This window comes from Methylophilus sp. DMC18 (assembly GCF_056314005.1).
Genome location: NZ_JBQUZE010000004.1, coordinates 15905 through 40245, shown reverse-complemented (window position 1 = coordinate 40245; position 24341 = coordinate 15905). Strand labels below are relative to the sequence as shown.

Sequence of the window (24341 nt, the reverse complement as noted above, 5' to 3'; positions counted from 1 at the left end):
GCTTGATAAAAGTGTCCGTTTTATTGGGGGAAGCCCATACATTATCGTATTTAATTGAAAAAAATACCTGCGTTTGGAAGATCTGCAAAGTAGAATCTCAAAGTAAATAAGTATTATGAAATCCTCGCATTCTTGACTCGCTTATGTTCAATAAACTGATTAATTTAATTGCACGTTTTTTTGGCATTCAAACTAAGTCTAGGCGTTACAAATATGACTTAAAAGAATTTGAGTCTCGGTCTGATGCAATTGCAGCAGCCAGTAATCCTGGCGTTGCTGCGTTAGTTGGCGGGGGCAAAGGGTATAAGTGGCTCATTATGCAATGTCCTTGTGGCTGTAACCAAGAGCTAGCATTAAACCTAATGCAAAGTCACAAACCCTTCTGGCGTGTCGAGATGAGGGCGGGAAATAAGTTCTCCCTTCACCCGTCAGTTGATTCAACAACCTGTGGCGCGCATTTTTGGATTCGAGATAGCGAAGTTATTTGGTGTTAGTTGACCACATCAAATCTAAAAACGGAGTTCTATCTCCACATCCCCACTCGGCCTTGTCAATACAAGTGCATCCCTCTCTCGCTTCTATTCTATTGGTCCGAATGCGAGACATATCAAATGCAATTAGCACCTCTGATGAGTAACGCTCTGTTCCCATAAATCCGGTCAGGCGATGTAGCAATTCCGAAACTGCAAGGCTTGAAGTCGCTGCTGTAAATGCAATAACCGCAGGCGCTGGGTCTCCCAGTTCTGGAGCATACCCTTCTTTAATCTGTTGCTGCCTCTCTTCATCCGGTAGTGTTTCAAGTCTTATGTTTTCAGAAGTGATACGTCCGCGGCAAAATAAGCACGCTTCTCCAGACATGCAAGTAGTTACTCTGCCATGCACCCCTATAATTTTTCCTCCATGGGAGTCAATTAATACGCCAAGATCAAAGACCGGTATGCTGTAATGCAAGGCTAGTGTTTGAAGAATGGCTCGCGGTAATTCTTTGTCGGTGCATCCGAAAATAACATCGCAATCTCGAAGAGCCAATGCAGTGTTCTTGTCAGTAATATGTTTTGGGTATGTTCTAATGTCAGTGCCTAGGCCAATAGCATCAAGCTGCCTTTTTGCAATATCCGTTTTTAGCAGTCCTGCATCTTCGAGCCTGGAGCCAAAAACTCGATTTACATTTGTATCCTCAAAAGTATCCCCATCAAATAATGACAATGCTCCAACGCCCAGGCGGCATAATTGTTCAGCTAACGGGGATCCTGTGCCCCCAAGACCTACCACTCCTACATGTAGTTTACTAAGTATATGTTGCACGTCTTTACCGAAGGCTCTGACTTGGCGGTCGTAGATGGGTGCTATTTCTGAGTCACCAGGGAAATGACCATTTAATCTATTCCCGACAACTATCACTGCATCTGTTGCAACGCGGTGAGGGACGTATAGGCGTCCACCTATCTGGTTCTCGGTTAGTACTAGGGTGCCATGAATGCGATTTGGAACGCGAGACTGGAGGAATGGCATTAACTGCTCTTCTTCACCATCATCCTGTTCCGAAAACTCAGGAATACCTTTAGGGTGTGAGTGTGCAAAGATAATGCTTAAGTTTTCGTATCGAGCCAATTTTGTTACACGTGCGAGCGCGGCCGATGAAATGCTTAATCTATAAGGCTCTCGTAGAAGGTACTCTTCGTTTTTAATCGGAAACACAGCATGTGAGATTAACTTTGTAACCTTATCTGAAACCGACTGTCCGCATAGAATAAATGCTGCCCCCTCTATCCCTGGCAGGTCAAACAAGTATTGATTCAGCTCTGTTAGATGCTCTTCTAGCAAGACAACCTTATGCAATGACATTACTTTCCTACTCCTTGAAGTTCGCGTTGGATTAATGCAAAGAAGGATCTAAGACCATCGATCCCCGATTGCCAGCCACCATTTAGGTGGCGTGAGAAGCGTTGCCATTGGCGACCTAAGTGCGGCTCCATAACTTCAGAAGCAATAGCAAACTGACCAGTTTGAGCGATGCGTATTGGAGGGTCGCAGTACCACATATCCAAGGGTGCAATTGGATATTGTGGTGGAATACGAATCATCAGATCAGTTGTATTGGGGGTAAAGCCGCCGACTGCTACATCAAAACCTTTTACCAATAAGCATCCCGCGCCTTGGGGATCTGGCGACAATTGCCAGTCATACCCTCGCTCGTTCAGAAATTTTAAATCTCGAGCCGGCAGTTCCATTAGCGACCTCCTGGATTGATTGTGCTGGGTGCGGTGTAGAACTGAGACCCAGATTTAATTTCATACGTTTGTTCGGGACGGATAAGAATGTCATCTTTAGGTCCGTGTACTTCTAACCACAGGTCTCTGTTTTCTGGCACTGGTACTAATGCACGTAATTGAGTGCCAGTAAGTGTGTCGGCATCAATGGTGTATTTTGTGCCATCAATGAAGATTGGATGCTGTGTTTTTGGTACGTTTGGATCGTTTGTAGGTTTCATTTTACTGCTCCTTTGTTTAGGTGTGGCTAAATAATAGCTAATAAGTAGCTAAAAAACAAGTAATAAATTTGCATTTTTTAGCTAAATAATCTATAGTTGTTGCATAAAAGGAGATTCGGTATGTCTAAAAAAACCATGACACTCAACCTTACAGAGGTCGAAATGGCGGTGTTGGAGGAGTTGTGTGTTGAAAAAGACCTAAGCAAAACGGCAGTAATTCGCCAGGCCTTGCGGTTGTATCAATTGATAAATGTTCGACTGAAGGATGGGGACAAGCTATTTTTTGAAGACGATAAACTCAAAGAGAAGAAAGAGGTGGTTGTCCTGTGACTTCCCATAATATTAGTTTGAGGCACGTAACTTCAGGTGCAAAGGTGGATGCCCTGTTGCATGAGAATGTTGATACGGCTTTTGCCAAGATGGCGGATGACACATGGGGTGGTTTTCTGTCGCAAGCTAAAGTGGCTGCAACTGTTCAAGATGTGGCGAAGCCGGAACTTGAGCACGGCCATTGGGAGTGGGAACATAAAATTGATGGAAGCGCTAAGCTTTTATCAATGCCGAATTTTGCTGTCGAATGTGAAGGATTGCCTCAAGGTATTATGCTGTTAATCACGGATGGGTATTTGAGCAAGTGTAAAGAGACGTTGCATCAGCCGCTTGTTTACATTCCGTATCTATCTACAGCACCTTGGAATTTGCCAGGCTTCGCTACGGATCCTAAATATAGAGGTGTGGGAACAGTGCTGATAAGTGCCGCCATACAAACAAGCATGGCCCTTGGTTTTAAAGGACGTCTTGGTTTGCACTCTTTACCACAGGCAGAAGCTTTTTATGAGTGTCATAAGTTTGAGTGTTATGGGATAGATACTCAAAGCTCTTTAAAGTATTATGAACTTAGCGCTGCGTCTGCTGTAGCGTTTATGAAATAGGAGGCCACTATGAAATTTATATTTTCGGATGAATGGCTTGATAGGAAATTAGAGCATTGTGATGATCTTGTTGTCTCGACTGTGGGACCTACTCTTGAGGAATTTAATAAGATTGTTGAACAAAGGACAGTAACCCCGCAAGTTTTAGAAAGCGTTCCTACACAATTGGGTAAGGTTGTACGTTATGTGAGAGAAAAGCGAAGCTGGACGGTAGAAGAAATGGCTGTGTTAGCTGACGTTGAGGTATCGGATATTCAAGCAGTGGAGACATTACCTGAGTATAAACTACACCCGAGAACCGTTACCCAATTAGCTGATGTTTGCCAATTTTCCAAAGATAAGTTCATTGAATTCGCAGGACATCGAACTCCTGCTAACGATGAGCAATTGAGATATGCAGCGCGTTCAAAAGGAACTGATTCTGTTACAGATGCAGAATATGAGGCTGTCCGAGCGCTCGTAGAGATATTGTCACAGCAAAAATAAGAACAATAGTGAAAAATATTCGGATTGATTCACGCTCTGCACGAGATATTACTTCAACGGTAGAGCGTATTCACCGAGATATAGGTTATGTTGATGGCAAGGTACCGTTGGTTGAGGTGCGTGAGCTGTTGAAGTTGGATCTAAGATATTATCAACTTGAAGATCCAGGCTTACAGGACGAAATAATCCACAAATTAACAGTGGGTGCAAAGCAAGTAATCAAAAGACCAAAGTTATTACTGGATGCTATCCGTAATTTTGACCTAAGTGCTTTATTTCTGCCTGACCAAAAGCGTATATACATAGATGGGTCAGTGCCCGATCTAAAGAAACGCTGGCATGAGTCGCATGAAATTTCGCATAGTGTTATTCCTTGGCATGCGAATTATATGCTCGGAGATAACCGAACCACATTATCTCCCGATTGCCATGAAGTTATAGAGGCTGAAGCAAACTATGGGGCGGGTCTGCTTTTATTCCCCTCCCAAGTCTTCACTTCGGCCAGGCTATCAAGTCAATTAAGTCTTGCTCATGTTCGAGCACTTTCAAAGCACTTTGGCAACACCATTACAAGTACGCTTTGGCGAACTGTGGAAAATAGTGAAGAGATTTGTTTTAGTACAATAGGTCAACATCCTCATACGATTGAGGAAGGGAAGCCGAATATAGAATATTTTGTAACGTCAGATCCATTCGAAAAGCAATTTCCTCATATCACAGCGCTAGACGTTTGGGCTTGGAAAAATGGTTATTGTAAAAGATCAAAAATAGGGCCTTTAGGCTGTGCCGAGATTGAAGTGCACGATAGTAATGGCGACCCACATATTTTTTATATTGAGAGTTTCTCTAATGGCTACAATGTATTAACGCTTGGCCGGTGGTTGCGCCCTCGACAAGTCGTGATTGGAGTTAGCGCTCCCTTGGCCGAATCTCAGGAGTAATAATTACTTGTGTAAGAAGGCACGAGCCAGAGCAGCCACTACTTTTCTTCTCTGTTGGCTTTGCAATGAAGTTGCCGTAGTAATCCGTTTCAGGGTTCGTACACCAAAAACATAGGGGCTCGCGAACAAAATATGCTTGATTGCCAGCATTAAGTTGAAAGTTTGATCCTTTGGTCTAAAATCAGTAGACCGTAGTGCTCTGTCACTACAATTACTTTGTAGGGCAACACTCTTGGATTGATGATGTCAAAACGTAACAAAAATCCCTCCCTTTCACCAGGCGATATGTTCAACGAATGGGCAATTGAGAAACAACTTGGAGCCGGTGGCAACGGTGATGTATGGCAGGCTTCAAAGCCAGGTGCACCTTCAAGAGCAATAAAAATTCTTCGAACAATTACTGAAGAAACCTACGCGAGATTCAAAGTTGAAATAGCAGCCCTCGAGAAGCTCGGGAGCGTCAAGGGAATCATACCCCTTTTGGAAAAGTTCATTCCAGACGATAAGTCGACTGGATCCCCATGGTTTTCCATGCCAATAGCCACGCCTTTTTCAGTTCACATAGGCAACAAAAAACCAGCCGAAATTGTTAACGATTTTATAGACCTTGCTGCAGTGGTTGAGTATCTGCATACCCGCAACATTGCACACAGGGACATAAAGCCTGCCAACTTTCTATTTTTTGATGGCCGTCTATGTTTATCAGATTTCGGACTTGTTAAATACCCAGAGCGAGAGCCAATAACCCCAGCAAAGCGAGATGTCGGGGCCAAATTTACAATGGCTCCTGAGATGCGCAGAACTGCGCATCTCGCCAATGGCTTACCGGCAGACATATACTCCCTCGCAAAGTCTCTCTGGATTGCGCTCACCAAGGTAGAGGTTGGATTTGATGGCCAATATACTCCCGCATCCACTCTCGCCTTGTCAAAATATTTGCCAGAAACGTACACAACAACGCTAGATCGTCTGCTTATGGAGTGCACCGAAACAGATCCGAACTTACGACCCAAAATCGGGGAGTTCATCTCACGTTTAAAAGAGTGGCAAAAAATTACAAGCGACTTTCACACACGTAATTTAGCAGAATGGACGGAGCTTACTCAGAAACTTTTTCCTATGGGAGCACCTGAGCGCAGCACCTGGACAAACATCGACTCCATTTGTGCGGCGCTTTCGGAGATATCCAAAGTGAAGGCGCTTAATCATATGTTTTATCCAACTGGTGGCGGAAACACAATCACCGGCGTTTCTCGTGCTGCAGAGAAAGGCATGATTGCCCTGCATGTAGGAGAGAAAATTGCAGAAATACTAAAACCCGCAAAGCTAACGTACGAGTCTTTTGGTAGTGACACCAGTTGGAGCTACTTTCGACTTGAGGTTGCGCCGGTCGAGCCTTCCGGAATAGCCAATGCCATAAGTTTGGATGGAATTAGTGAAGCGCTAACCGAATTAACACCTGGGGAGTATGCCCAATACAAGTGCTGGGATTATGGCGAGTTCAATGGGGATCCACTTCCAGAGTCAGCTAGGCCAATTACTAGATTTCTGAAAGGGTCATTTGTTTTCTTTAGTACACGCTCTGCATACAATCTAAACCCTGGAACATATGATGCTCGTCACAACGAAATGAGCGAAGAAGAGTTTCGTGCATACATTCTTGAAAACTCAAAACAATAATGTGCATTAGTCGCTCCGGCACTGCTTACCTCGGATTTGATTTTGCAAATAAGCTGTAAAGTTTTGAAGAATTAAGCTGTAATACTTCACAAAATATTTTATATTTATCCATTATTCAACCTTGCGGTGTGTGAGAACCCTTTCCTGGTCTGGGTTGAGGGGAGTTGGTAAAGCTTTTTATCAATGAGAGGTGTTAACAACCTTTTTGATCGACACAATAATAAATGTTGTTGATTTAAATTAGATAAGGCCCTGTTTTTACAGGGCCTTTTTCTTTTTCTATAGCTAAGAATATTCCAGAAGGGCAATAGAATCCTGAAGAATCATTGGTTTCGCACGAGCCCCATTGACTCTTTATTCCAATCTGTAGAATGCCAAACTTAAGCAGTATTGGAGCGTAATAGGCGATTTACAGCAAAAGGTAAAATTGTTTTAGGCAAGAATTTCATAAATTTATACTTGATTCGGGGTTTAAATTAATTCACTCTTGAGTTATTCGTGAATTAATTTATTTCAATGAATAATCGTATTTCATAATAAAAATCACAAGTATTCGTACGTTTTCAAGGAAGGAGCCATAGATGGCAACCCTGAATATTAATGGCACCACCCACCAAGTGGATGCACCCGCTGATATGCCTCTTCTTTGGGTGATCAGAGACATCATCGGCTTGACCGGAACCAAGTTCGGATGTGGCATCGCGCAGTGCGGCGCGTGTACAGTGCATGTGGATGGTCAGGCAACGCGTTCCTGCGTATTGCCCATTTCGGCTGTTGGCGGCAAGAAGATTACGACCATAGAAGCGATTGGGGAAACCTCCGCAGGTCAGGCTGTGCAAAAGGCCTGGCTAGATCTGGAGGTGATGCAGTGTGGTTATTGTCAGTCGGGCCAGATCATGTCTGCCTGTGCGCTGCTTGACCAGCACCCTCACCCGAATGACGCGCAAATTGATGCCGCCATGGCCGGTAATATTTGCCGCTGCGGCACTTATCCACGTATACGCGCCGCTATCAAGGTGGCTGCTAAGGAAGGGGTCTAGTTATGTCACAAGGGCTTATCCAGGGCTTGGCCGACAAATATACGGTTTCCAATCCTCCGCGACGTGATTTTCTTAAAATTGCCGCGACGGTAAGTGCGACCACTGCTGGCGGGATGCTGCTGAGTATCAGTTTGCCTGCATTGAGTCAAAGCAAGCAAACCCAACCTTATAGCGAGCTGGAAACCGGTAAGGATGTGCTCGCCCCGAATGGATTCATCAAGATTGATACTAAGGGCGAGGTCACCATGATCATGCCCAAGGTGGAAATGGGGCAGGGGGTTTATACGTCTATTCCCATGTTGTTAGCAGAAGAGTTGGAGGTTGATCTCCCCTCTGTGAAACTGGAACATGCCCCCCCGAATGAAAAGCTGTATGCCGATGCGTTGCTCGGAGCGCAGGTGACGGGCGGTTCAACTTCCATCCGTGCCTTGTGGGAGCCCATGCGCCAGGCTGGTGCTGTGTGCCGGTCATTGCTGATTGCTGCGGCTGCACAGCAATGGAAAGTGGCCGAATCTGCCTGTTATGCAAAATCTGGCGTGGTTTACCACGATGCCTCCAGACGAACACTGCGTTATGGGGAATTAGTCAAAGTGGCCAGCACCTTGCCTGTACCCAAGCAAGTCGCTCTCAAAGACCCTAAAGATTTCAAACTCATTGGCACTGCTGCCAAGCGATTAGATACGCCTGATAAAGTAAATGGCCAGGCGAAGTTTGGCATTGATGCACACCCTGACAATGTGAAGTTTGCAGTGATCGCTACCAGTCCTGTGTTCGGCGGGACGCTGGCAAGTGTAGATGATAGCCGCGCCTTGAAAATGCCCGGTGTGCTACAAGTGGTCAAGGTAGATAATGCGGTTGCCGTGATAGCCACGAATACTTGGGCCGCCAAGCGCGGCTTGGGCGCACTGGATATTCAATGGAATGAAGGTAAAAGCACTGCGGTAAAAACCAGTGATTTGGTGAATGATCTGCGTGAGGCGTCCAAGAAACCGGGGGCTGTGGCTAAAAAGCAAGGCAATGCCACCAGTGCCTACAAAAAAGCGGATAAAACGCTGAGTGTGGAGTATGAGCAACCCTTTTTAGCACATGCGACGATGGAGCCCATGAATTGCACTGTGGAGGTGAGCGCTTCTGGCTGCGATCTCTGGGTAGGGACGCAAATTCCGACGTTTGCCCAAGGCATGGCCGCCAAAACGCTCAACATTCCGGTTGAAAAAGTCAGGTTGCATAATTTCCTCATCGGCGGTGGTTTCGGCAGACGACTAGAGTTTGATGGGGTCGTGCAGGCTGTCAAAATTGCCAAGCAGGTAAAGGGCCCCGTCAAGGTCATTTGGACGCGGGAAGAGGACATTCAACATGACATGTTCCGCCCCTATTACTTTGACCGTATCTCAGCAGGATTGGATGCTAACGGCAAGCCGGTCGCTTGGTCACACCGTATTGTTGGCTCCTCCATCATGGCCCGCTTTGCGCCCCCGTTAGTCAAAAATGGGGTAGACCCGGATGCAGTGGAAGTGTCGGCAGAGCCGCCATATGATTTGCCTAATCTGTATGTGGATTATGTGCGGGTAGAGCCGCGGGATGTACCCACCGCATTTTGGCGGGGGGTTGGACCGACACGCGGTACTTTTGTCGTCGAGAGTTTTATCGATGAACTGGCGCATTTGGCGAAAGTGGATCCAGTGAAATACCGTTTGGATCTGCTCGGTAAAACGCCTAGATTGAAAAATGCCTTGCAACTCGCGGTAAGCAAGAGTGATTGGGGCAAGCCATTAGCTAAAGGCCAAGGTCGCGGCGTCTCTGTGATGCATGCTTTTGGCAGTTTCTTGGCCATGGTGGTCGATGTCACCGTGAATGATCAGGGTGAAGTCAAGGTCGACCGCGTCGTGTCTGCTGTCGATTGTGGCATGACCGTGAATCCAGATACCGTGATTGCGCAAATTCAAGGGGGTGTTATTTTTGGCCTGACGGCCGTGCTATATAACGAAATCACCATTGAGCATGGTCGTGTAGAGCAAACTAACTTTAATGATTACCGTATGCTGCGTATCAATGAAGCGCCGTCTATTGACGTCCACCTGATTAAAAGCGCTGAGGCGCCGGGGGGGATTGGTGAGCCTGGTACTGCAGCGATTGGCGCTGCGTTGGCAAATGCCGTGTTCTCAGCGACTGGCAAACGTATTCGCAAGCTACCTATCGGGCATCAACTAAAAGCATAAGGAGTCACCATGAACATGGCCTCAGGTTTGATGAAAATAGGTTTCGCAGTCGTCACCTTTACATTCTCGTTGAATGTGTTTGCCGTCAATCCGGCAGAGATCAAAAAAGGGGAGTATCTTGCGCGGGTAGGCGATTGCGTCTCTTGTCACACCGCACCCCATGGCAAAGCCTTTGCCGGCGGGCTGCCCATGCTGACGCCAGTGGGCGCGATTTATACGACGAACATTACGCCTGATGCTGAGACAGGTATCGGCAAATATACCGAGTCCGACTTTGCCAAAGCACTACGGCGCGGGGTGGCAAAAGATGGTCATCATCTTTATCCGGCCATGCCATATCCTTCTTATGCCAAAGTCAGTGATGCTGACATTCACGCCCTCTATGTGTATTTCATGCAAGGCGTGAAACCGGTGCGCCAAGCAAACCGGGCGAATGAGATTCCTTGGCCATTGAATTACAGGTTCCCTTTGGCCATCTGGAATAGCCTGTTTTTAGATAAGCATGGTTATCAACCTGATGCATCAAAAGATGCCAGCTGGAATCGTGGCGCTTATTTGGTTCAGGGGCTGGGGCATTGTGGTGCTTGCCATACGCCACGCGGCTTTGCCTATCAGGAAAAAGGGCTGACGCACGCATCGGATCAATTTTTAAGCGGAGAAACCCTGGAAGGATGGTCTGCCACCAACTTACGTGGGGACCATAATACCGGGTTAGGCAGATGGTCTGAGGCGGATATTCTTGTGTATCTGAAATCTGGTGCTAATCAGCATAGCTCCGCTTTTGGCACCATGACTACGGTCATTAATAACAGTACTGAAGGCATGACTATCCAGGATTTAACGGGCATCGCTAGCTACTTGAAAACAATCAAAGGGACAAACGATAAAGGTCAAACGACGTATAAATACAATTCTGGTGCGACATTGGCTCAGTTCAAATCATTGACAACCTATCCTGGCGCCCGGCTTTATCAGCAATATTGTGCAGCGTGTCATGGACAAGAGGGTAAAGGGGTTGCCCCTTATTTATCACCGCTTGCGGGCAACCCGGCTGTGATGGATCCAGACCCCTCCTCACTCATTAATGTCATTTTGAATGGCTCGCCTCAACTCAAACCGCAAGGGGTGGCGGCACCCTTCAATATGCCAAAGTTCAGACATACCTTGAATGATACTGAGGTGGCGCAGTTAGTCAGTTTTATGCAATCCGCCTGGAATCATAATCTTAAACCGACGAGTGCGAAGGCCGTTGCAGACATTCGAAAACTGCCCGCTTCGGCACATGAGTGACAGTGAAATCTATCCATCGGTAGATTGCCAATCGAGCCTTTTGCCAGAGATAAAAGGCATGATTGTTGCTGAGAAAAATGTGTGTGCGGCTTTTTAATGACAAACATACAGTATTGAATGTCGAGAGGATTGACAACCGTTACAAAGTTTGATGAACTTGTCACCTATTGTTAAGTACCATTATAAAAGGCAAACCTGCTGAAAAGCAGGGACGCAAAGCTTCCGGTCTAAAAGCAGTTGCTGATGACAGCGGGGCTACCATTTACCGCAAGGGTTAATGTATCAAGTTCTTTCAAGTAGTGTGTTGTGTGGGCTGGGCTTATGCCGTCTCGGCAAAGCCTGCGTGCTGTTTCGCCCATTGAGGGTATCCGCCGCTGAGGGCTTTATGATCGACCACTTACTAAAGAGAAATGACTTGCTTGCACTGCGCTGTCGCAGTCGTTTGTGGTGGATTGGCAATGGTCAATTGGATGACAGGCGCGCCTAATGCCACACTTTAAAAACACTCCTCTACAACTGAGACTGGTTGCCAAACTTTTTAAAGGCGAGCTTTTTCAGTTTGCCCAAGACCCGCATCAACTGCGGGTGAAACTGTTACTGGCGATTGCTGCCTGTGCCTCCATCATTCTGGGCGGTGCTTGGAGTGTTTACTATTTATGGCAGGCCAAATGGCTGTTAATGGCCTTTAATTTTTCCCTGGTGATATTGAGCATGCTTGTGGTGACCATGATCAATGCGGGCCGGGATCGCCTGGCGGCCATTTTTATGGCGCATGGCTTGGCGCTGATTATTTCTGCGATTTCTGTGTTTGATGTGCCGTTGCCCGGGGTGGTCCGCTCGGTGCATATGTATTATCTGCCGATTGCCGCAGGATCATCGCTGGTGTTCCGTAAAGAGGGCATTTATCTGCGCGTGATTTTTCCGTTGCTCATGCTGTTGGGATGTTTGATTTTTGGTTCGTCTGACATTGGCATTACCCAGGCATCTTTGATTGCAAATCCTGAAATTCGGGCGGTTGGGGCATGGATGAATAATATTGCCGCCTTAGGTATTTTGGGGATTGCCTTGATTGTGATGCAGTCCGATATTACCTTGCGTAGTGGGCTGTATGAGGATATGCGTGAAGCACTCGCCAAAGGGCATTTTTGTTTGCATTACCAGCCGCAGGTCGATGCTCAGGGTCATATTTTTGGCGCTGAAGCGTTGCTACGCTGGCAGCATCCTGAACGGGGCTTGATCCCGCCTGGTGTTTTCATCACTGCCGCGGAAGAAACCGGTCTGATTTTGCCGATTGGTAATTGGGTATTAAAAGAAGCCTGTGCACAGTTGGTGAAATGGTCTGATCATCCGCATTTGTCCCACTTGAGTGTTGCGGTGAATGTGAGCACTTCGCAGCTGCGCCAGCCCGATTTTGTGCAAGAGGTGCAGGAGATTGTAACGCGCAGCGGCGCCAATCCCGGCCAGATTAAACTGGAGCTCACAGAGAGCATGCTGGCAAACGAAGTAGACGATACGATCCAGAAAATGCGCGCATTGCAGGCATTTGGCATGAGTTGGTCGCTGGATGATTTTGGCACCGGATACTCTTCATTAAACTACTTGAAGCACCTGCCATTTGAGCAATTAAAAATTGATCAATCCTTTGTGCGCGACTTGCTGAATAATGAAAGTGACCAGGCGATTGTCGATACGCTGGTGAATCTGGGTAAGCATCTCAAAATGACCCTGATTGCTGAGGGGGTGGAAACGATAGAGCAGCTCGAATACCTGCATAGCAAGGGCTGTATGAAATACCAGGGATATTTTTTTAGCAAACCTTTAACTGTACAGGCCTTTGAACAATTGCCTTCGCCGCTGCTTTCGCCAGTTGCGCATTCAACCTCGGGCCTGTTCTGACGAGCATATTCCCAACCCTAGCCTGGCGGTGACTGTAAAAAGGAAAATCTCCCAAGACCCACGCAACTGCGGCTGATTACACTGTGACCTTTGATTGACGGTGAAAGGGCGTGCATGTTGGTGAATTCTGCAGTCTTCAGGGGGTGTGCTTGTTTCAGGGTTTGCGTATGGGTGATCGGCCTGTGGGCAATGCTGTCTCTGCCACAGGCGGAAGCGCGCACCGCAAAAAAGGTGGCGCCCTCTTCGGCGCAGCGCGCAGAGCTCAGCCCCAAGCAAGCCATGAGTGAGCATACCGATGACTTGCGGGCATTGATGTTGCAGCTCTATACCGAACATCCAGAGGAATTGGCGAAAAGCACGCAGGTCGGGCCGCGCGAAATGACGGAATGGGTATTTGATGGCAAGGCCAACTGGAAGTTTGAGGCGATCCGCCGTTTGCAGGGCATGACCGCGATAGACCTGGCATTCGACGAAGCGTTTGGTGGTGACCGTATTCTGGCTTTGGTGGTGGGGATAGAAACCTTGCTGTTTGAAGGCTATGGCAGCCAAAATGAGTTTGAAATCCCGCCACAACGCGATCGCCAAAAACTGCAGCAGTTGCAGCAACAGCTTAAGGATTTGCAGGCACGCCTGCAGCGGGCACCGCTGCCGTCTTTGCTAGAACAACCCGCCGTGCGCCAGCCCATCGAGGCCACACTCAAGCAGCTGTTGCAACGCTTGAGCGTCTAGCCTAAGGCACCAAACTCAGGTGATGCCCCAGTCTGTGCTTTTTGGTCGCCAGATAGTCGGCATTGGCTGGATTACTTGCGATCTCTAACGGCGTCACGGCCTCCACCATGATGCCCAGCCGGGTGAGGGCGCGCGACTTATCCGGGTTGTTACTCAGTAACTCAATCGACTTCACCTCAAAATGCTGCAACATACTGGCGGCATCATCATATGCTCGCTGGTCTACAGGCAGGCCCAGGGCGAGGTTTGCCGCCACCGTATCCAAGCCGGTGTCTTGCAAATCATAGGCCTGCACCTTGTTGCTGATGCCGATGCCGCGCCCTTCATGTCCGCGCAGATACAGAATAATGCCATTGCCACGCGCCTGAATCAGTTGCTGCGAGCGTTTGAACTGTTCGCCGCAATCGCAGCGCTGTGAGCCAAACACATCCCCGGTCAGGCATTCAGAGTGCACGCGGGTCAGCACTCTGGCTTGACCGCTGACCTCGCCGAGCACCAACGCGATTTGCTCCTGCCCGCTGTGCATATCAACAAACGCGTGTAAACGGTACTGCCCATATTCTGTCGGTAAGTGAGCACTGGCTTTCCAGCGCAGGCTGCCGCTTTCGATGGCTGCTGTTTGCACAGAGGCAAGCTTATTTAAGCGCATTGATCGCTCCCATTTTAATCAGCTTGGCGCGCAACACATTGCGGCTCAAGCCCAGCAGCTTGGCGGTTTGCACCTGATTATGGTGGCAATGCTGATAGGCGGCACGTACCAGCGTGTCTTCCACATAGTCATAAAGCTGCGCTTTGCCCGTTTCAAACAACTGCTGCAGCGACGCCTCCAGCGAGTCAGTATCTGCTTCGCTGGGCAAGGCCTGCAGTGTCGCTTTGGGTCGGTGTAGCGAGATCGAGGACAAATGTAAATCCTCACTGCGCACCACATTGTTGCGGCAAATTAGCAAGGAGTGATGAATCACATTTTCGAGTTCGCGGATATTCCCTGGCCAGCTATGTTGCAATAATTTTTGCTTGGCCGAGTCATCGAGGCGGATGGTGGCGTAGCCCAACCGCCGTGTATATTCGCCAACAAAATAATCTGCCAGTGGCAAAATATCGCCGGGCCGGTTGCGCAGGGTTGGCAGCTCCAGGTGCGCAACGCGTAAACGGTAGAATAAATCCTCCCTGAAGTTACCAGCCAGCACGGCCTCTTCCAGGCGTACGTTGGTCGCTGCAATCAGCCGCACATCAATCGGGGTTGGTTTGCGCGCGCCTAGCCGTACCACTTCCCGCTCTTGTAGTACACGTAACAGCTTCACCTGGAGACTCAGCGGCAAATCACCGATCTCATCCAGAAACAGCGTGCCGCCATTCGCCTCTTCAAACCAGCCGGCTTTGGCGGTGACTGCCCCGGTAAACGCGCCTTTTTCATGGCCGAACAATTCACTTTCGACCAGTGTTTCCGAGAACGCCCCGCAATTCACCGCGACAAATGGTTTGGATTTACGGTAGCTCAAGGCATGCACATGGCGGGCAATCAGCTCCTTGCCCGTGCCAGTTTCGCCGATGATCAAGACATTGGCGTCACTGGGGGCAATTTGCTTGATGCGATTAAGCAAGGCGATCGACTTCGGATCTTCAAACACCTGCGCGGTCGCTCGAATCGATGTCGACATGGCCCGCGAGTTCGGCATGGTTAACAGACGCTGTTGCTCAAACTGCGTGTCGTGTTCAGTCGTATAAAAATCGTTTGCTAATAGATTTGCCATCGTGAGGATCTCACTGTCTTTCCATAGAGTTAAGCCCAGATACAGTAATCCAGGCTGCAATTTCGTGCCAATAAGTAATGGCGCTATTCATATTCTTTAAAGTTATAAATAAATCTCTCATTAGAAATAATGATTTAATTACCCGTCTGAATTAGCAGAATGCATGCCAATCAGGCCGAGGTCGTGCTACCGCAGGCATGAGATGACGGGTTAAAACAATAAATGCCATCAAATCATGGGGTTAAGAAAAGGAGGACTTGTGGTTGCTTATTGCTGCGTGAGGTATGCAAATGGCACTGCTCTACATCCGCCTGCTGAAATCGATGCAGGGTGCTGCAAACGCAGCAGCACTGCTGAACAAGTTGCTGATTTTGCAGCAATCAAAAAAATAATTTTTTTAAGTAATTGAATTAAAAGCACTTTATTTGTGGCATGGACTTTGCACTTTTCAAGCTGTTATTTCTGTTGAATGGGTTGTAAAGGGTAGTCGATGCAAATATTCTGGTTTTTACCCACGCATGGCGATCAACGGTATCTTGGCAGCAGCCAGGGCGCCAGACCGGCCACGTTTTCTTATCTGAAGCAGATTGCGCAAGCGGCAGATCGGCTGGGCTATGGCGGTGTGCTGGTGCCGTCTGGCCGCTCTTGCGAAGATGCCTGGGTGATTTCTTCGGCGCTGATCAATGAAACCAGCCAGCTCAAGTTTTTAGTCGCCACACGGCCTGGGTTTATTTCACCGGTGGTATCGGCACGCATGGCCTCCACACTCGATCGCATTTCAGGCGGGCGTCTGTTGATTAATGTGGTGGCGGGCGGTGACCCGGCCGAACAGCAAGCCGAGGGTAGCTTTCTCGATCATGATGCGCGGTATGCTGAGGCTGAGGAGTTCTTGTCTATCTGGCGCTCGGTACTGAGCGAGCAGCGCGTGGATTTTGAAGGCGAATATTTAAGTGTGAAAGGGGCCAGCTTACCGACCGGTAGCCTACAAAAACCTTACCCGCCACTGTTTATCGGCGGTGCTTCCGAGGCCGCCATCAAACTCAGCAGCGAGCATATTGATGTGCATTTAACCTGGGGTGAACCGCCTGCCGCCGTGGCCGAAAAAATCAAGGTGATCCGTGCGGCCGCGGCAGCCAAAGGCCGCCATATCCGGTTTGGTATCCGCTTGCATGTGATTGTGCGTGAGACCAGCGAGCAAGCCTGGCAAGCCGCCGACACGCTCATTTCGCAGGTCACCGATGACACCATAGCCGCCGCCCAGGCCGCGGTGGCCAACTTTGATTCTGTGGCGCAAAAACGCATGACGGCTTTGCATCATGGCCGTCGTGACCAGCTCGAAGTCTCCCCGAGTCTGTGGGCCGGTGTGGGCTTGGTGCGCGGCGGTGCCGGCACTGCGCTGGTGGGCAATCCGCAAGAAGTGGCTGACCGCATTAAAGAGTATCAGGCGCTTGGCATTGATTATTTTATTTTCTCAGGCTACCCACATCTGGAGGAGGCTTACCGTGTCGCTGAATTATTGTTCCCGCTTTTGCCGCTCCAGCAACAGGCCCCACATGAGGTTAGCATTACGACCAATCTCACCGGCCCGTTTGGCGCAGCCCAATCTGTTAAGCATGCTGCGTAGGGGGGAAGATGACTTTGGCTCTGAATTTACGCCAGCCCGCCGTTGAGGCGGAGCACGGCATTGTGTTTCACGGTACCCCAGAGCAGCGCGCAGAACAGCTTTGCGATTATCTGGCACTCACTGCGGTTGAGCGTGATGTCGCAGGCGGTACACCTTACCTGCAGCGCCAGGCGGTGCGTGATAGTGGCTTACTCAGCTTGTGGATTCCGCAACAGGCCGGGGGCTTGGGCGCTAGCTGGACGCAGACTTACCGCATCATCCGCCAGATTGCCCGCGTCGACAGCTCAATTGCACAGGTGTTTGCATTCCAGTTTTTGATGCTGGCGTCTATCCGTTTATATGGCAGCGAGACGCAATGGCAGCATTATTTCAAGCTCACTGCGCAACAGCACCTGTGGTGGGGTAATGCCCTCAATCCGCTGGACCAGCGCACGGTGGCACGCAAGATAGACGGCGGTTATGTGTTCCACGGGCAAAAAAGTTTTTGCTCCGGCTCCATGGATTCTGACTTCCTGATCGCGTCTGCCATAGAAGAAGGCAGCGGCAAATTTCTGGTGGCTGCGGTGCCGACCAGTCGCGCAGGGATTACGCTCAAGGGCGACTGGGACAATATTGGCCAGCGCCAGACCGATAGTGGTAGCGCCGAATTTAACCAGCTCAAGGTGGAAGATCATGACTTACTCATGCAGCCTGGTCCACTCAGTTCGTCGTTTGCCAGTCTGCGTTCGTTGGTGGCCCAGCTGATTTTTACCAATATCTACCTGGGTATTGCCGAAGGGGCGCTGGCCGAGGGCGCCAAATACACCCGTGGCAGCAGCCGGGTCTGGTCTGCTTCGTTGGCAAATAGTGTGTATGAGGATCCTTATACCTTGCTGCATTACGGCGAGTTTTGGGCCGGATTACATGCATCATCTGTACTGGCCGACCATGCTGCCGAATTGCTCGATGCGGCCTGGCAACAAGGGTTGGCACTGGAAGACGCACAACGCGGAGAGGTGGCGCTGGCCGTATTCTCGGCCAAAGTGCAGGCGACCCGTGCCGGGCTGGATGTGACCACGCGTATTTTTGAGGTGGCGGGCGCCCGTGCGACCACAGCCAAGCTGCGCATGGACCGTTTCTGGCGGAATTTGCGTGTGTATACCTTGCATGACCCGGTGGATTACAAATTCAAGGAGTTAGGCGAGTGGGCGCTGAATGGGCAGTATCCCACCCCTAGCTTTTACTCATAGAAAACACATGATCCATAGCTGCGCGGGCGAATAACGGCGTTGCACGGTACTCAAAATCCCCATGTACGCCATGTACATTCCGGTTTCTGCGTGTCGTGCGCCTTGGTCTTCATCCCGCTCGCGCATTGCTTAAGTGTTTCCATCACTAAAGAATAGATATGAAACAAAAAATTATTGATTTACGTAACCGTCCTGCGTTTTTGCATGACTTTTTTGGCGCCACCCCCAACACGCCTGCCTATGAGACGGCCAAATGGCTGAATCAGCGCGTGGGTTCGCTGGAGCCCGAGCATTTCCGTCGCTCTTACACGGTAGAGGGTTATCTGCAGGAAATAGACGAAGCTGGTATCGACATTGCAGTGGTGGTCGGCCGTGAAACGCCGGACCTGACCATTGATGATCAGAAAATTGCCGACCTGGTCAAACACAGCGCCAAGCTGGTGGGGTTGGGCTCGGTGGATATTGAAAGTCGCGGCGTGGACAGCACCTTGGCCGCGATTGAAAAAGCCATACACCATTATGGCTTTAAAGCCATCAATATCGAGCCGGGCTTTGGCAAGCCTGCGCGGCAGGTGGATGATCCGCTGTTTGACCCGGTGTATGACGCGTGCCAGCAGTATGGCGTGCCGGTGTGCGTGATGTCGGGCCCGACCACACCGGATCTCGACTATGCGCATCCGAATGCGGTGGCACGGCTGGCGCGTAAATATCCCCAATTGAACATTATTTGTTTTCACGGCTATTACCCGTTTGTGAACGAGATTGTCGGTGCCGCCTTCCGCTACCCCAATCTGTACCTGGTGCCGGATATGTACATTTTCCAGCCCGGCGCCGAGCTGTATGTGCAGGCCGCCAACCAGTTTCTGGGCGACCAGTTACTGTTTGGCACCTCTTATCCGTTCCGCCCCATGAAACAAACCATCGCTGATTTTGCGGCACTGGGCTTCAAGGATGCCGTACTCGAAAAAGTGTTTTATCAGAATGCGGCCAGAGTGCTGAATCTCAGCCCGGCCGCGTGAGTAAAAGGAGTGTGTATGTTAGAAAAAAACCAACCATTTGATTCGGTCGCTAGCGCCATTCAAGCCATCGCCAACGGCGAATTCGTGATTGTGGTCGATGATACCGACCGCGAAAACGAAGGGGATCTGATTATCGCCGCCGAAAAAATCACCACTGAAAAAATGGCCTTCCTGGTCAAACACAGTAGTGGTCTGGTCTGCGTCGGCATGCCCGCACCACGCTTGCAGGCGTTGGCGTTACCACAGATGGTGACAGACAACGCCGACCCGTTCCGTACTGCGTTTACGGTCAGCGTCGATTACAAATATGGCACGACCAGCGGCATTTCAGCAGCGGATCGTGCCCTGACCCTGCGCAAGCTGGCGGATCCCACCACTCAGGCCGATGATTTTCACCGCCCCGGCCATATTTTTCCGTTGCGCGCACGCCGTGGTGGCGTGCTCGAGCGGCCCGGCCATACCGAAGCGGCGCATGATCTGGCGGCCATGGCCGGCTTGCAGCCGGTTGGCGTGTTATGCGAAATCGTCAATGACGATGGCAGCATGGCCAGACGACCCGACTTATTCAAGTTTGCCAGCGTACACGGGCTTAAAATCATCAGCATTGCCGATATGAAAGCCTATCGTGCGCGTGACCTCAACTACGCAATGCCGGGCTTGCAGTCGATTCCACGCCAGCAAAGCCGACTGCTGGATGCAGCCATGGTCTACAGCGGTTAAGTACGGATACCGGCTAGCCTTGCGCCCAACCTTGTGTTGGGCTTTTTCATGGCCTGGCCGGGGGTGTAGCTTGACCGGAGATGAGGTGGCCGTATTGTTTGTGAGCGCCGCAGACGCGTTTTAGGCTTGTCGATTGTCTGGCTTAATATTAAAATGAGAATTATTATCATTTATGTATTAAGCAGTCATGGCAGACTCTTCACAGTTACCGGTCACGCATTGGTATCAGGCGCATCATCATTGGTTGTGTTGCTGGCTGAACAAAAAAGTCGGTTGTACACACCACGCCGCAGACCTGGCCCAGGATACCTTTGTCAAACTGTTGCTAAAACAGGAGGCCTTACAGCATGTCTATACGCCGCGTATCTATCTGTTGCAGATTGCCAAAGGCTTGATGATAGACCAGTGGCGACGTCAGGCTCTGGAACAAAGTTACCTCAATGCGCTGAGTCAGGAGGAGCCTGCCTGCATCTCCCAGGAACAGCAGGCCATGATTACCGAAGCCCTGCTGGAAGTGGATGCGATGCTGAGTCGGTTAAACCCCAAGGCCAAAGCCGCATTCTTGCTGGCGCAGATCCACGGCTTTCAATATCAGGAAATTGCAGACAGGCTGGCGGTCTCTGAGCGCATGGTCAAAAAATATATGGCAACCGCCATGATGCATTGCTTGATGTTGCGCCGGCAATGGCAAGATGAAAGACAGACCTCATGAAGTCATCAGCCGTTAAGGTGGGGATGTCGCCGGTAGAACAGTTGGCGCTGCAGCAAGCGGCAGAATGGTTTGCCGTACTCAGTGATGACGCCCCCGAGGCGTCTGAGCGGCAGGCCTGGCAAGCGTGGCTAACTGCGCACCCAGCCCACCAACGGGCCTGGGCCGAGGTGGAGGCGATTAATGCTGCCTTCTCCAATCTCAATGCTGTGGCAAGCAAGTCGGCCTCGCATCAGGCCTTGTTGCATTCCAGTGGGCGCAGGCAGGCTTTAAAAATGCTCGGCCTGGCGGGCGTCACTTACTTGGGCGTGCGCCTGTTGCATCGCTACAGCCCCTGGCAAGATTGGCTGACGACGCTCACTGCCAACACCAGCATCTACCGTGCGCCAGCCGGCAGAACGCATCGCGTGCTATTGGCGGATCAGGGCAAACTCTGGCTCAATACCGACACCCAGGTGCGCGTCGCCTATGGCTGGATGTTGCGGCGCATCACGCTGGAATACGGCGAGATACTGCTGCAATCTGGCCATGACCCGCAATCGCGGCCGTTGGTCGTGGATACGCAGCATGGGCGCTTGACGGCTCTGGGGACGCGTTTTACCGTCTGCCAGGAGGCCACGCGTAGCTTGCTCGCCGTGTATGAGGGACGGGTGGCGATTACGCCATCACAAGGCACTGCCATCACGTTGAGTGCCGGTCAGCAGGCCTATTTTGACCGGCATGGCGTCGGTGCAATACAGGCCGCACTTCCTGCCCGTGAAGCCTGGATCCGCGGCATCCTGATTGCGGACAATCAATCGCTCAAAGACTTTATTGCCGAGCTGGCACGCTATCATTCAACCAGGCTATCGGTAGCCCCCGATATTGCCCATTTACGCTTGATGGGCGCATACCCGTTTGCCAACGTGCCGCTGGTGCTGCAGGAAATCACCCATAGTTTAGGCATTCGCCAGCACACCGACGCGCAAGGCAATATTCAATTGCTCCCTGCTGCTTGAGCGCCTGTCATTGGCTTTGGTATCAGGCGCGCGAGAAATTTTTGTATTTTTTGCGCTGGAGGTTCCCTTTTTAACGGGCTGTTTCGGTTTAGAGATAACAACACGTTATTTTTAACCTAACAGGGAGCTTGAATGAAATCGCATCACACTTTGCCGCTTGCGCGGCATGTCCGGGCGGCTTTACTGACACTGATGATCAGCAGCCTCACGCCTATGCCTGTATTGCACGCTGCTGAAAAGGAGGCCGTGGCACAGGAATACCAGATTCCTGCCGGACCGTTGAGTCAGGTATTAAGCCGATTTGCCGCCGAAGCCGGCATTCTGCTGTCAGCCAATGCTGCGCTGGCAGATGGTAAAGCTAGCACAGGGTTGCATGGCAAGTTTACTGTGCAGCAGGCTTTGGATACCTTGCTCAAGGGCACCGGTCTGGAGGTCGAGCATCGCGGGGATCACCGTTATGCCATTCTCCCGCAGTCGGCCAAGGCGAGTACCTTGCCCGAGGTGCAAGTGACGGCCGCGGCCAACAAGGAAACGGCCTGGAGCCCAATTAAAGGCTATATTGCCGAGCAATCAGCCACGGGGACCAAAACCGATACGTCGCTGATGGAAACGCCGCAGTCGGTCTCGGTGGTGACTAAAGACTTTATTCAGGCCATTGGTGCACAAAGCCTGCGTGAAGGCATGGCCTATACACCGGGGGTGAATGTGGCGCCTTACGGCCCGGATTCCCGCTATGACTGGATTGCCTTGCGTGGCATTGATGCGTATTCACCCGGTTTTTATCAAGATGGCTTGCCGTGGCGCAATGCCGGCACGTTTGCGACCGGCAGAATCGAAAATTATGGCATAGAGCGTCTCGAGATCCTGCGCGGGCCAGCCTCGGTGCTGTATGGACAAAGTACTGCAGGCGGCTTGATCAATGTGGTTAGCAAACGTCCAACCGCAACCCCGCTTAAAGAAATCCAGATGCAATTGGGGAATTACTCGCGTGAGCAGCTCGCCGGTGATTTTTCGGGGCCGCTCAATGAAGACGGCACCGTGTTGTATCGCATCACCGGCCTGGTGCGTGACGCCGACTTGCCGCGTCAAGGCATGAAGGATGACCGGGTGTTTATTGCGCCGTCAATCACCTTTTTGCCTTCTGACAAAACCAGTTTGACAGTCATGTCTCAGTATATGAACTCGGATGCCGGGATCGTGGCTGGTGCCTTGCCTGAGCAAGGCACCTTGCTGCGCACGCCATCGGGACAAAAGTTGCCTTACAAGACCTTTGTCGGCGATAGAAAATTTAACCGGTTTGAGCAAAAGCAATGGTATGTCGGCTATCTGTTTGAGCATAGCTTCAACGACCAGTGGACCTTCAGGCAGAATGCACGCTACAGCGAGGTAGATTTGGCTTACTGGCAGGTGTTCGGCATGGGGTACACGCAGGTCAACCAGGCGAATCCGGAGGACCCTCGCAATTTCCGCTATATCACCCGCAATATGAACGGTAGCCCGGATCACATCAAAGCCTTCACCATCGATAATCAGCTGCAATGGCGTATTCAGGCGGGGGATTGGCAACATACCTTGCTGGCGGGTCTGGATTACCAAAAGGTCAGGGACCGCAATCAATTCTATTCTGGCAGTGCGGCAGACCTGGATTTGTTGGCCCCGGATACGGCACAAACCATAGTGAGGGGTGACCCTGTGCAGGATAGCAGCATCAAACTGGCGCAAACAGGCTTTTATCTGCAAGACCAGATCAAATGGGGTTCGCATTGGATTGCGACCCTCGGTGGCCGCTACGACGATGCCACCACCCAGAACGCGGAGCGTGTGGCAGGCACCAATGATCGCTTTAATGACCACAAGTTTACCAGCCGCGCAGGCTTGCTCTATTTGGCAGACAATGGCATTGCCCCTTATTTCAGCTACTCAGAGTCTTTTATACCAACGGTCACGGTCAACACGCAAACAGGCAAAGGCTTTAAACCCGAAACCGGCAAGCAGTATGAGTTTGGCGTACGCTATCAGCCGCCAGGTAGCAAGAACCGTTACAGCGCTGCCTGGTTTAATCTGGAGCGTAACAACTTTATCAGTTATGACCCCAACAGCGGCAGTCCGAGCCAGACCGGGCAGATTCAGGTGCGTGGCCTGGAGGTCGAAATACAAGCGCAGCCAATAGAAAATATGAATCTGATTACGGCCTATACGTATACGCCCAAGGTTGAAGTCACTGCCAGCAGCAATCCTGCGTTGATTGGTACGCCTTTGCTGGCCACGCCGGAAAACTCGCTCGCCGTGTGGAGTGATTACCGCTTTAACAATGGGTTCAAGGTGGGCTTGGGTGCGCGCTATAACGGCTCAACCCGTGGCAATTTTGATTCTGCATCCGAGCGGATTCCGGCATTTACTTTATGGGATGCCTTGGTCGGGTATGACCTGCCGCACTGGACGCTGGCATTGAATGCGCGCAACCTCACCAACAAAGAATATGTCGCCAATTGCGCCTCTGGCAGTTGCTACTATGGGGAACCTCGGCGTGCCATGCTAACGGCGACTTACCGCTGGTAAACCTGTTGCCTTCAGCGCGGTTAACAGC

Annotated in this window: 23 protein-coding genes and 1 riboswitch; of the genes, 18 read left to right on the top strand and 5 right to left on the bottom strand. The window is 50.4% G+C overall.

Annotated features, from left to right (window positions below; translation table 11 throughout):
* The first annotated feature begins 143 nt into the window (after nt 1-143).
* Nucleotides 144-494 carry a ubiquitination-like system serine protease family protein gene (locus tag ACT53G_RS10150; protein WP_476169344.1) on the top strand — a complete coding sequence of 117 codons (351 nt, stop codon included), beginning with the start codon at nt 144-146 and terminating at the stop codon, nt 492-494.
* Here ACT53G_RS10150 and ACT53G_RS10145 read toward each other — a convergent pair.
* Genes ACT53G_RS10145 through ACT53G_RS10135 form a run of 3 tightly spaced genes read right to left on the bottom strand, consistent with a single transcriptional unit; the run spans nt 481 to nt 2491 of the window.
* The gene (locus tag ACT53G_RS10145) at nt 481-1845 is read right to left on the bottom strand and encodes a ThiF family adenylyltransferase (protein WP_476169343.1); all 1365 of its coding nucleotides are present in this window, start codon (nt 1843-1845) and stop codon (nt 481-483) included. The genes ACT53G_RS10150 and ACT53G_RS10145 overlap by 14 nt on opposite strands.
* Nucleotides 1845-2231 (bottom strand): E2/UBC family protein, encoded by a 387-nt coding sequence (locus ACT53G_RS10140; RefSeq protein WP_476169342.1) that lies wholly within the window; start codon nt 2229-2231, stop codon nt 1845-1847. Before ACT53G_RS10140 ends, ACT53G_RS10145 begins: the two co-directional genes overlap by 1 nt.
* Nucleotides 2231-2491: a multiubiquitin domain-containing protein gene (locus ACT53G_RS10135; RefSeq protein ID WP_476169341.1), complete on the bottom strand. Its 261-nt coding sequence runs from the start codon at nt 2489-2491 to the stop codon at nt 2231-2233. The genes ACT53G_RS10140 and ACT53G_RS10135 overlap by 1 nt, the downstream gene beginning before the upstream one ends.
* A 120-nt stretch (nt 2492-2611) precedes the next feature.
* On the opposite strand from ACT53G_RS10135, the gene ACT53G_RS10130 reads away from it, so the two are divergent.
* The 10 genes from ACT53G_RS10130 to ACT53G_RS10085 all read left to right on the top strand — a co-directional run bounded on the left by ACT53G_RS10130 (nt 2612) and on the right by ACT53G_RS10085 (nt 13704).
* On the top strand, nt 2612-2821 hold the full coding sequence (locus ACT53G_RS10130) for a transcriptional regulator (protein ID WP_476169340.1): 210 nt from the start codon (nt 2612-2614) through the stop codon (nt 2819-2821).
* A 44-nt stretch (nt 2822-2865) separates the two neighbouring features.
* Complete coding sequence (locus ACT53G_RS10125) at nt 2866-3423, top strand: GNAT family N-acetyltransferase (protein ID WP_476169339.1); 558 nt, start codon at nt 2866-2868, stop codon at nt 3421-3423.
* 9 nt (nt 3424-3432) lie between these two features.
* Nucleotides 3433-3909, top strand: a complete 477-nt coding sequence (locus ACT53G_RS10120) for a hypothetical protein (protein WP_476169338.1) — start codon at nt 3433-3435, stop codon at nt 3907-3909.
* An 8-nt stretch (nt 3910-3917) separates the two neighbouring features.
* Complete coding sequence (locus ACT53G_RS10115) at nt 3918-4850, top strand: ImmA/IrrE family metallo-endopeptidase (protein WP_476169337.1); 933 nt, start codon at nt 3918-3920, stop codon at nt 4848-4850.
* 243 nt (nt 4851-5093) lie between these two features.
* Nucleotides 5094-6530, top strand: coding sequence for a serine/threonine protein kinase (locus ACT53G_RS10110; protein WP_476169336.1), 1437 nt, complete (start codon nt 5094-5096; stop codon nt 6528-6530).
* A 581-nt stretch (nt 6531-7111) separates the two neighbouring features.
* The gene (locus tag ACT53G_RS10105; protein ID WP_194749556.1) at nt 7112-7570 is read left to right on the top strand and encodes a (2Fe-2S)-binding protein; all 459 of its coding nucleotides are present in this window, start codon (nt 7112-7114) and stop codon (nt 7568-7570) included.
* A 2-nt stretch (nt 7571-7572) separates the two neighbouring features.
* Nucleotides 7573-9789 (top strand): xanthine dehydrogenase family protein molybdopterin-binding subunit, encoded by a 2217-nt coding sequence (locus ACT53G_RS10100; protein ID WP_476169335.1) that lies wholly within the window; start codon nt 7573-7575, stop codon nt 9787-9789.
* 9 nt (nt 9790-9798) lie between these two features.
* A complete protein-coding gene (locus tag ACT53G_RS10095) occupies nt 9799-11079 on the top strand; it encodes a c-type cytochrome (RefSeq protein WP_476169334.1) in 1281 nt (426 codons plus the stop codon).
* Between the two features lie 178 nt (nt 11080-11257).
* Nucleotides 11258-11342: riboswitch (cyclic di-GMP riboswitch) on the top strand.
* A 223-nt stretch (nt 11343-11565) separates the two neighbouring features.
* Entirely contained in the window at nt 11566-12975 is a 1410-nt protein-coding gene (locus ACT53G_RS10090; protein WP_476169333.1) for a putative bifunctional diguanylate cyclase/phosphodiesterase, read from the top strand.
* A 114-nt stretch (nt 12976-13089) separates the two neighbouring features.
* Nucleotides 13090-13704 (top strand): hypothetical protein, encoded by a 615-nt coding sequence (locus tag ACT53G_RS10085; RefSeq protein WP_194749553.1) that lies wholly within the window; start codon nt 13090-13092, stop codon nt 13702-13704.
* 1 nt (nt 13705) lies between these two features.
* On the opposite strand, the gene ribA is transcribed toward ACT53G_RS10085, so the two are convergent.
* Together ribA and ACT53G_RS10075 are read right to left on the bottom strand one after the other, a co-directional pair.
* On the bottom strand, nt 13706-14353 hold the full coding sequence (gene ribA, locus ACT53G_RS10080) for a GTP cyclohydrolase II (protein WP_379073808.1): 648 nt from the start codon (nt 14351-14353) through the stop codon (nt 13706-13708).
* Entirely contained in the window at nt 14340-15380 is a 1041-nt protein-coding gene (locus ACT53G_RS10075) for a sigma-54 interaction domain-containing protein (RefSeq protein ID WP_228518946.1), read from the bottom strand. Before ACT53G_RS10075 ends, ribA begins: the two co-directional genes overlap by 14 nt.
* Nucleotides 15381-15945: 565 nt before the next feature.
* On the opposite strand from ACT53G_RS10075, the gene ssuD reads away from it, so the two are divergent.
* The 7 genes from ssuD to ACT53G_RS10040 all read left to right on the top strand — a co-directional run bounded on the left by ssuD (nt 15946) and on the right by ACT53G_RS10040 (nt 24313).
* Nucleotides 15946-17079: an FMNH2-dependent alkanesulfonate monooxygenase gene (gene ssuD, locus ACT53G_RS10070; RefSeq protein ID WP_476169332.1), complete on the top strand. Its 1134-nt coding sequence runs from the start codon at nt 15946-15948 to the stop codon at nt 17077-17079.
* A gap of 8 nt (nt 17080-17087) precedes the next feature.
* A complete protein-coding gene (locus ACT53G_RS10065; protein WP_476169331.1) occupies nt 17088-18308 on the top strand; it encodes an acyl-CoA dehydrogenase family protein in 1221 nt (406 codons plus the stop codon).
* A gap of 158 nt (nt 18309-18466) precedes the next feature.
* Nucleotides 18467-19327 carry an amidohydrolase family protein gene (locus tag ACT53G_RS10060; protein WP_476169330.1) on the top strand — a complete coding sequence of 287 codons (861 nt, stop codon included), beginning with the start codon at nt 18467-18469 and terminating at the stop codon, nt 19325-19327.
* A gap of 15 nt (nt 19328-19342) precedes the next feature.
* Nucleotides 19343-20047: a 3,4-dihydroxy-2-butanone-4-phosphate synthase gene (ribB, locus tag ACT53G_RS10055; RefSeq protein ID WP_476169329.1), complete on the top strand. Its 705-nt coding sequence runs from the start codon at nt 19343-19345 to the stop codon at nt 20045-20047.
* Nucleotides 20048-20234: 187 nt separating this feature from the next.
* The gene (locus ACT53G_RS10050) at nt 20235-20759 is read left to right on the top strand and encodes a sigma-70 family RNA polymerase sigma factor (RefSeq protein ID WP_476169328.1); all 525 of its coding nucleotides are present in this window, start codon (nt 20235-20237) and stop codon (nt 20757-20759) included.
* A complete protein-coding gene (locus ACT53G_RS10045; protein WP_476169327.1) occupies nt 20756-21754 on the top strand; it encodes a FecR domain-containing protein in 999 nt (332 codons plus the stop codon). Before ACT53G_RS10050 ends, ACT53G_RS10045 begins: the two co-directional genes overlap by 4 nt.
* Before the next feature lie 132 nt (nt 21755-21886).
* Complete coding sequence (locus ACT53G_RS10040; RefSeq protein WP_476169326.1) at nt 21887-24313, top strand: TonB-dependent siderophore receptor; 2427 nt, start codon at nt 21887-21889, stop codon at nt 24311-24313.
* Nucleotides 24314-24341: the final 28 nt, after the last annotated feature.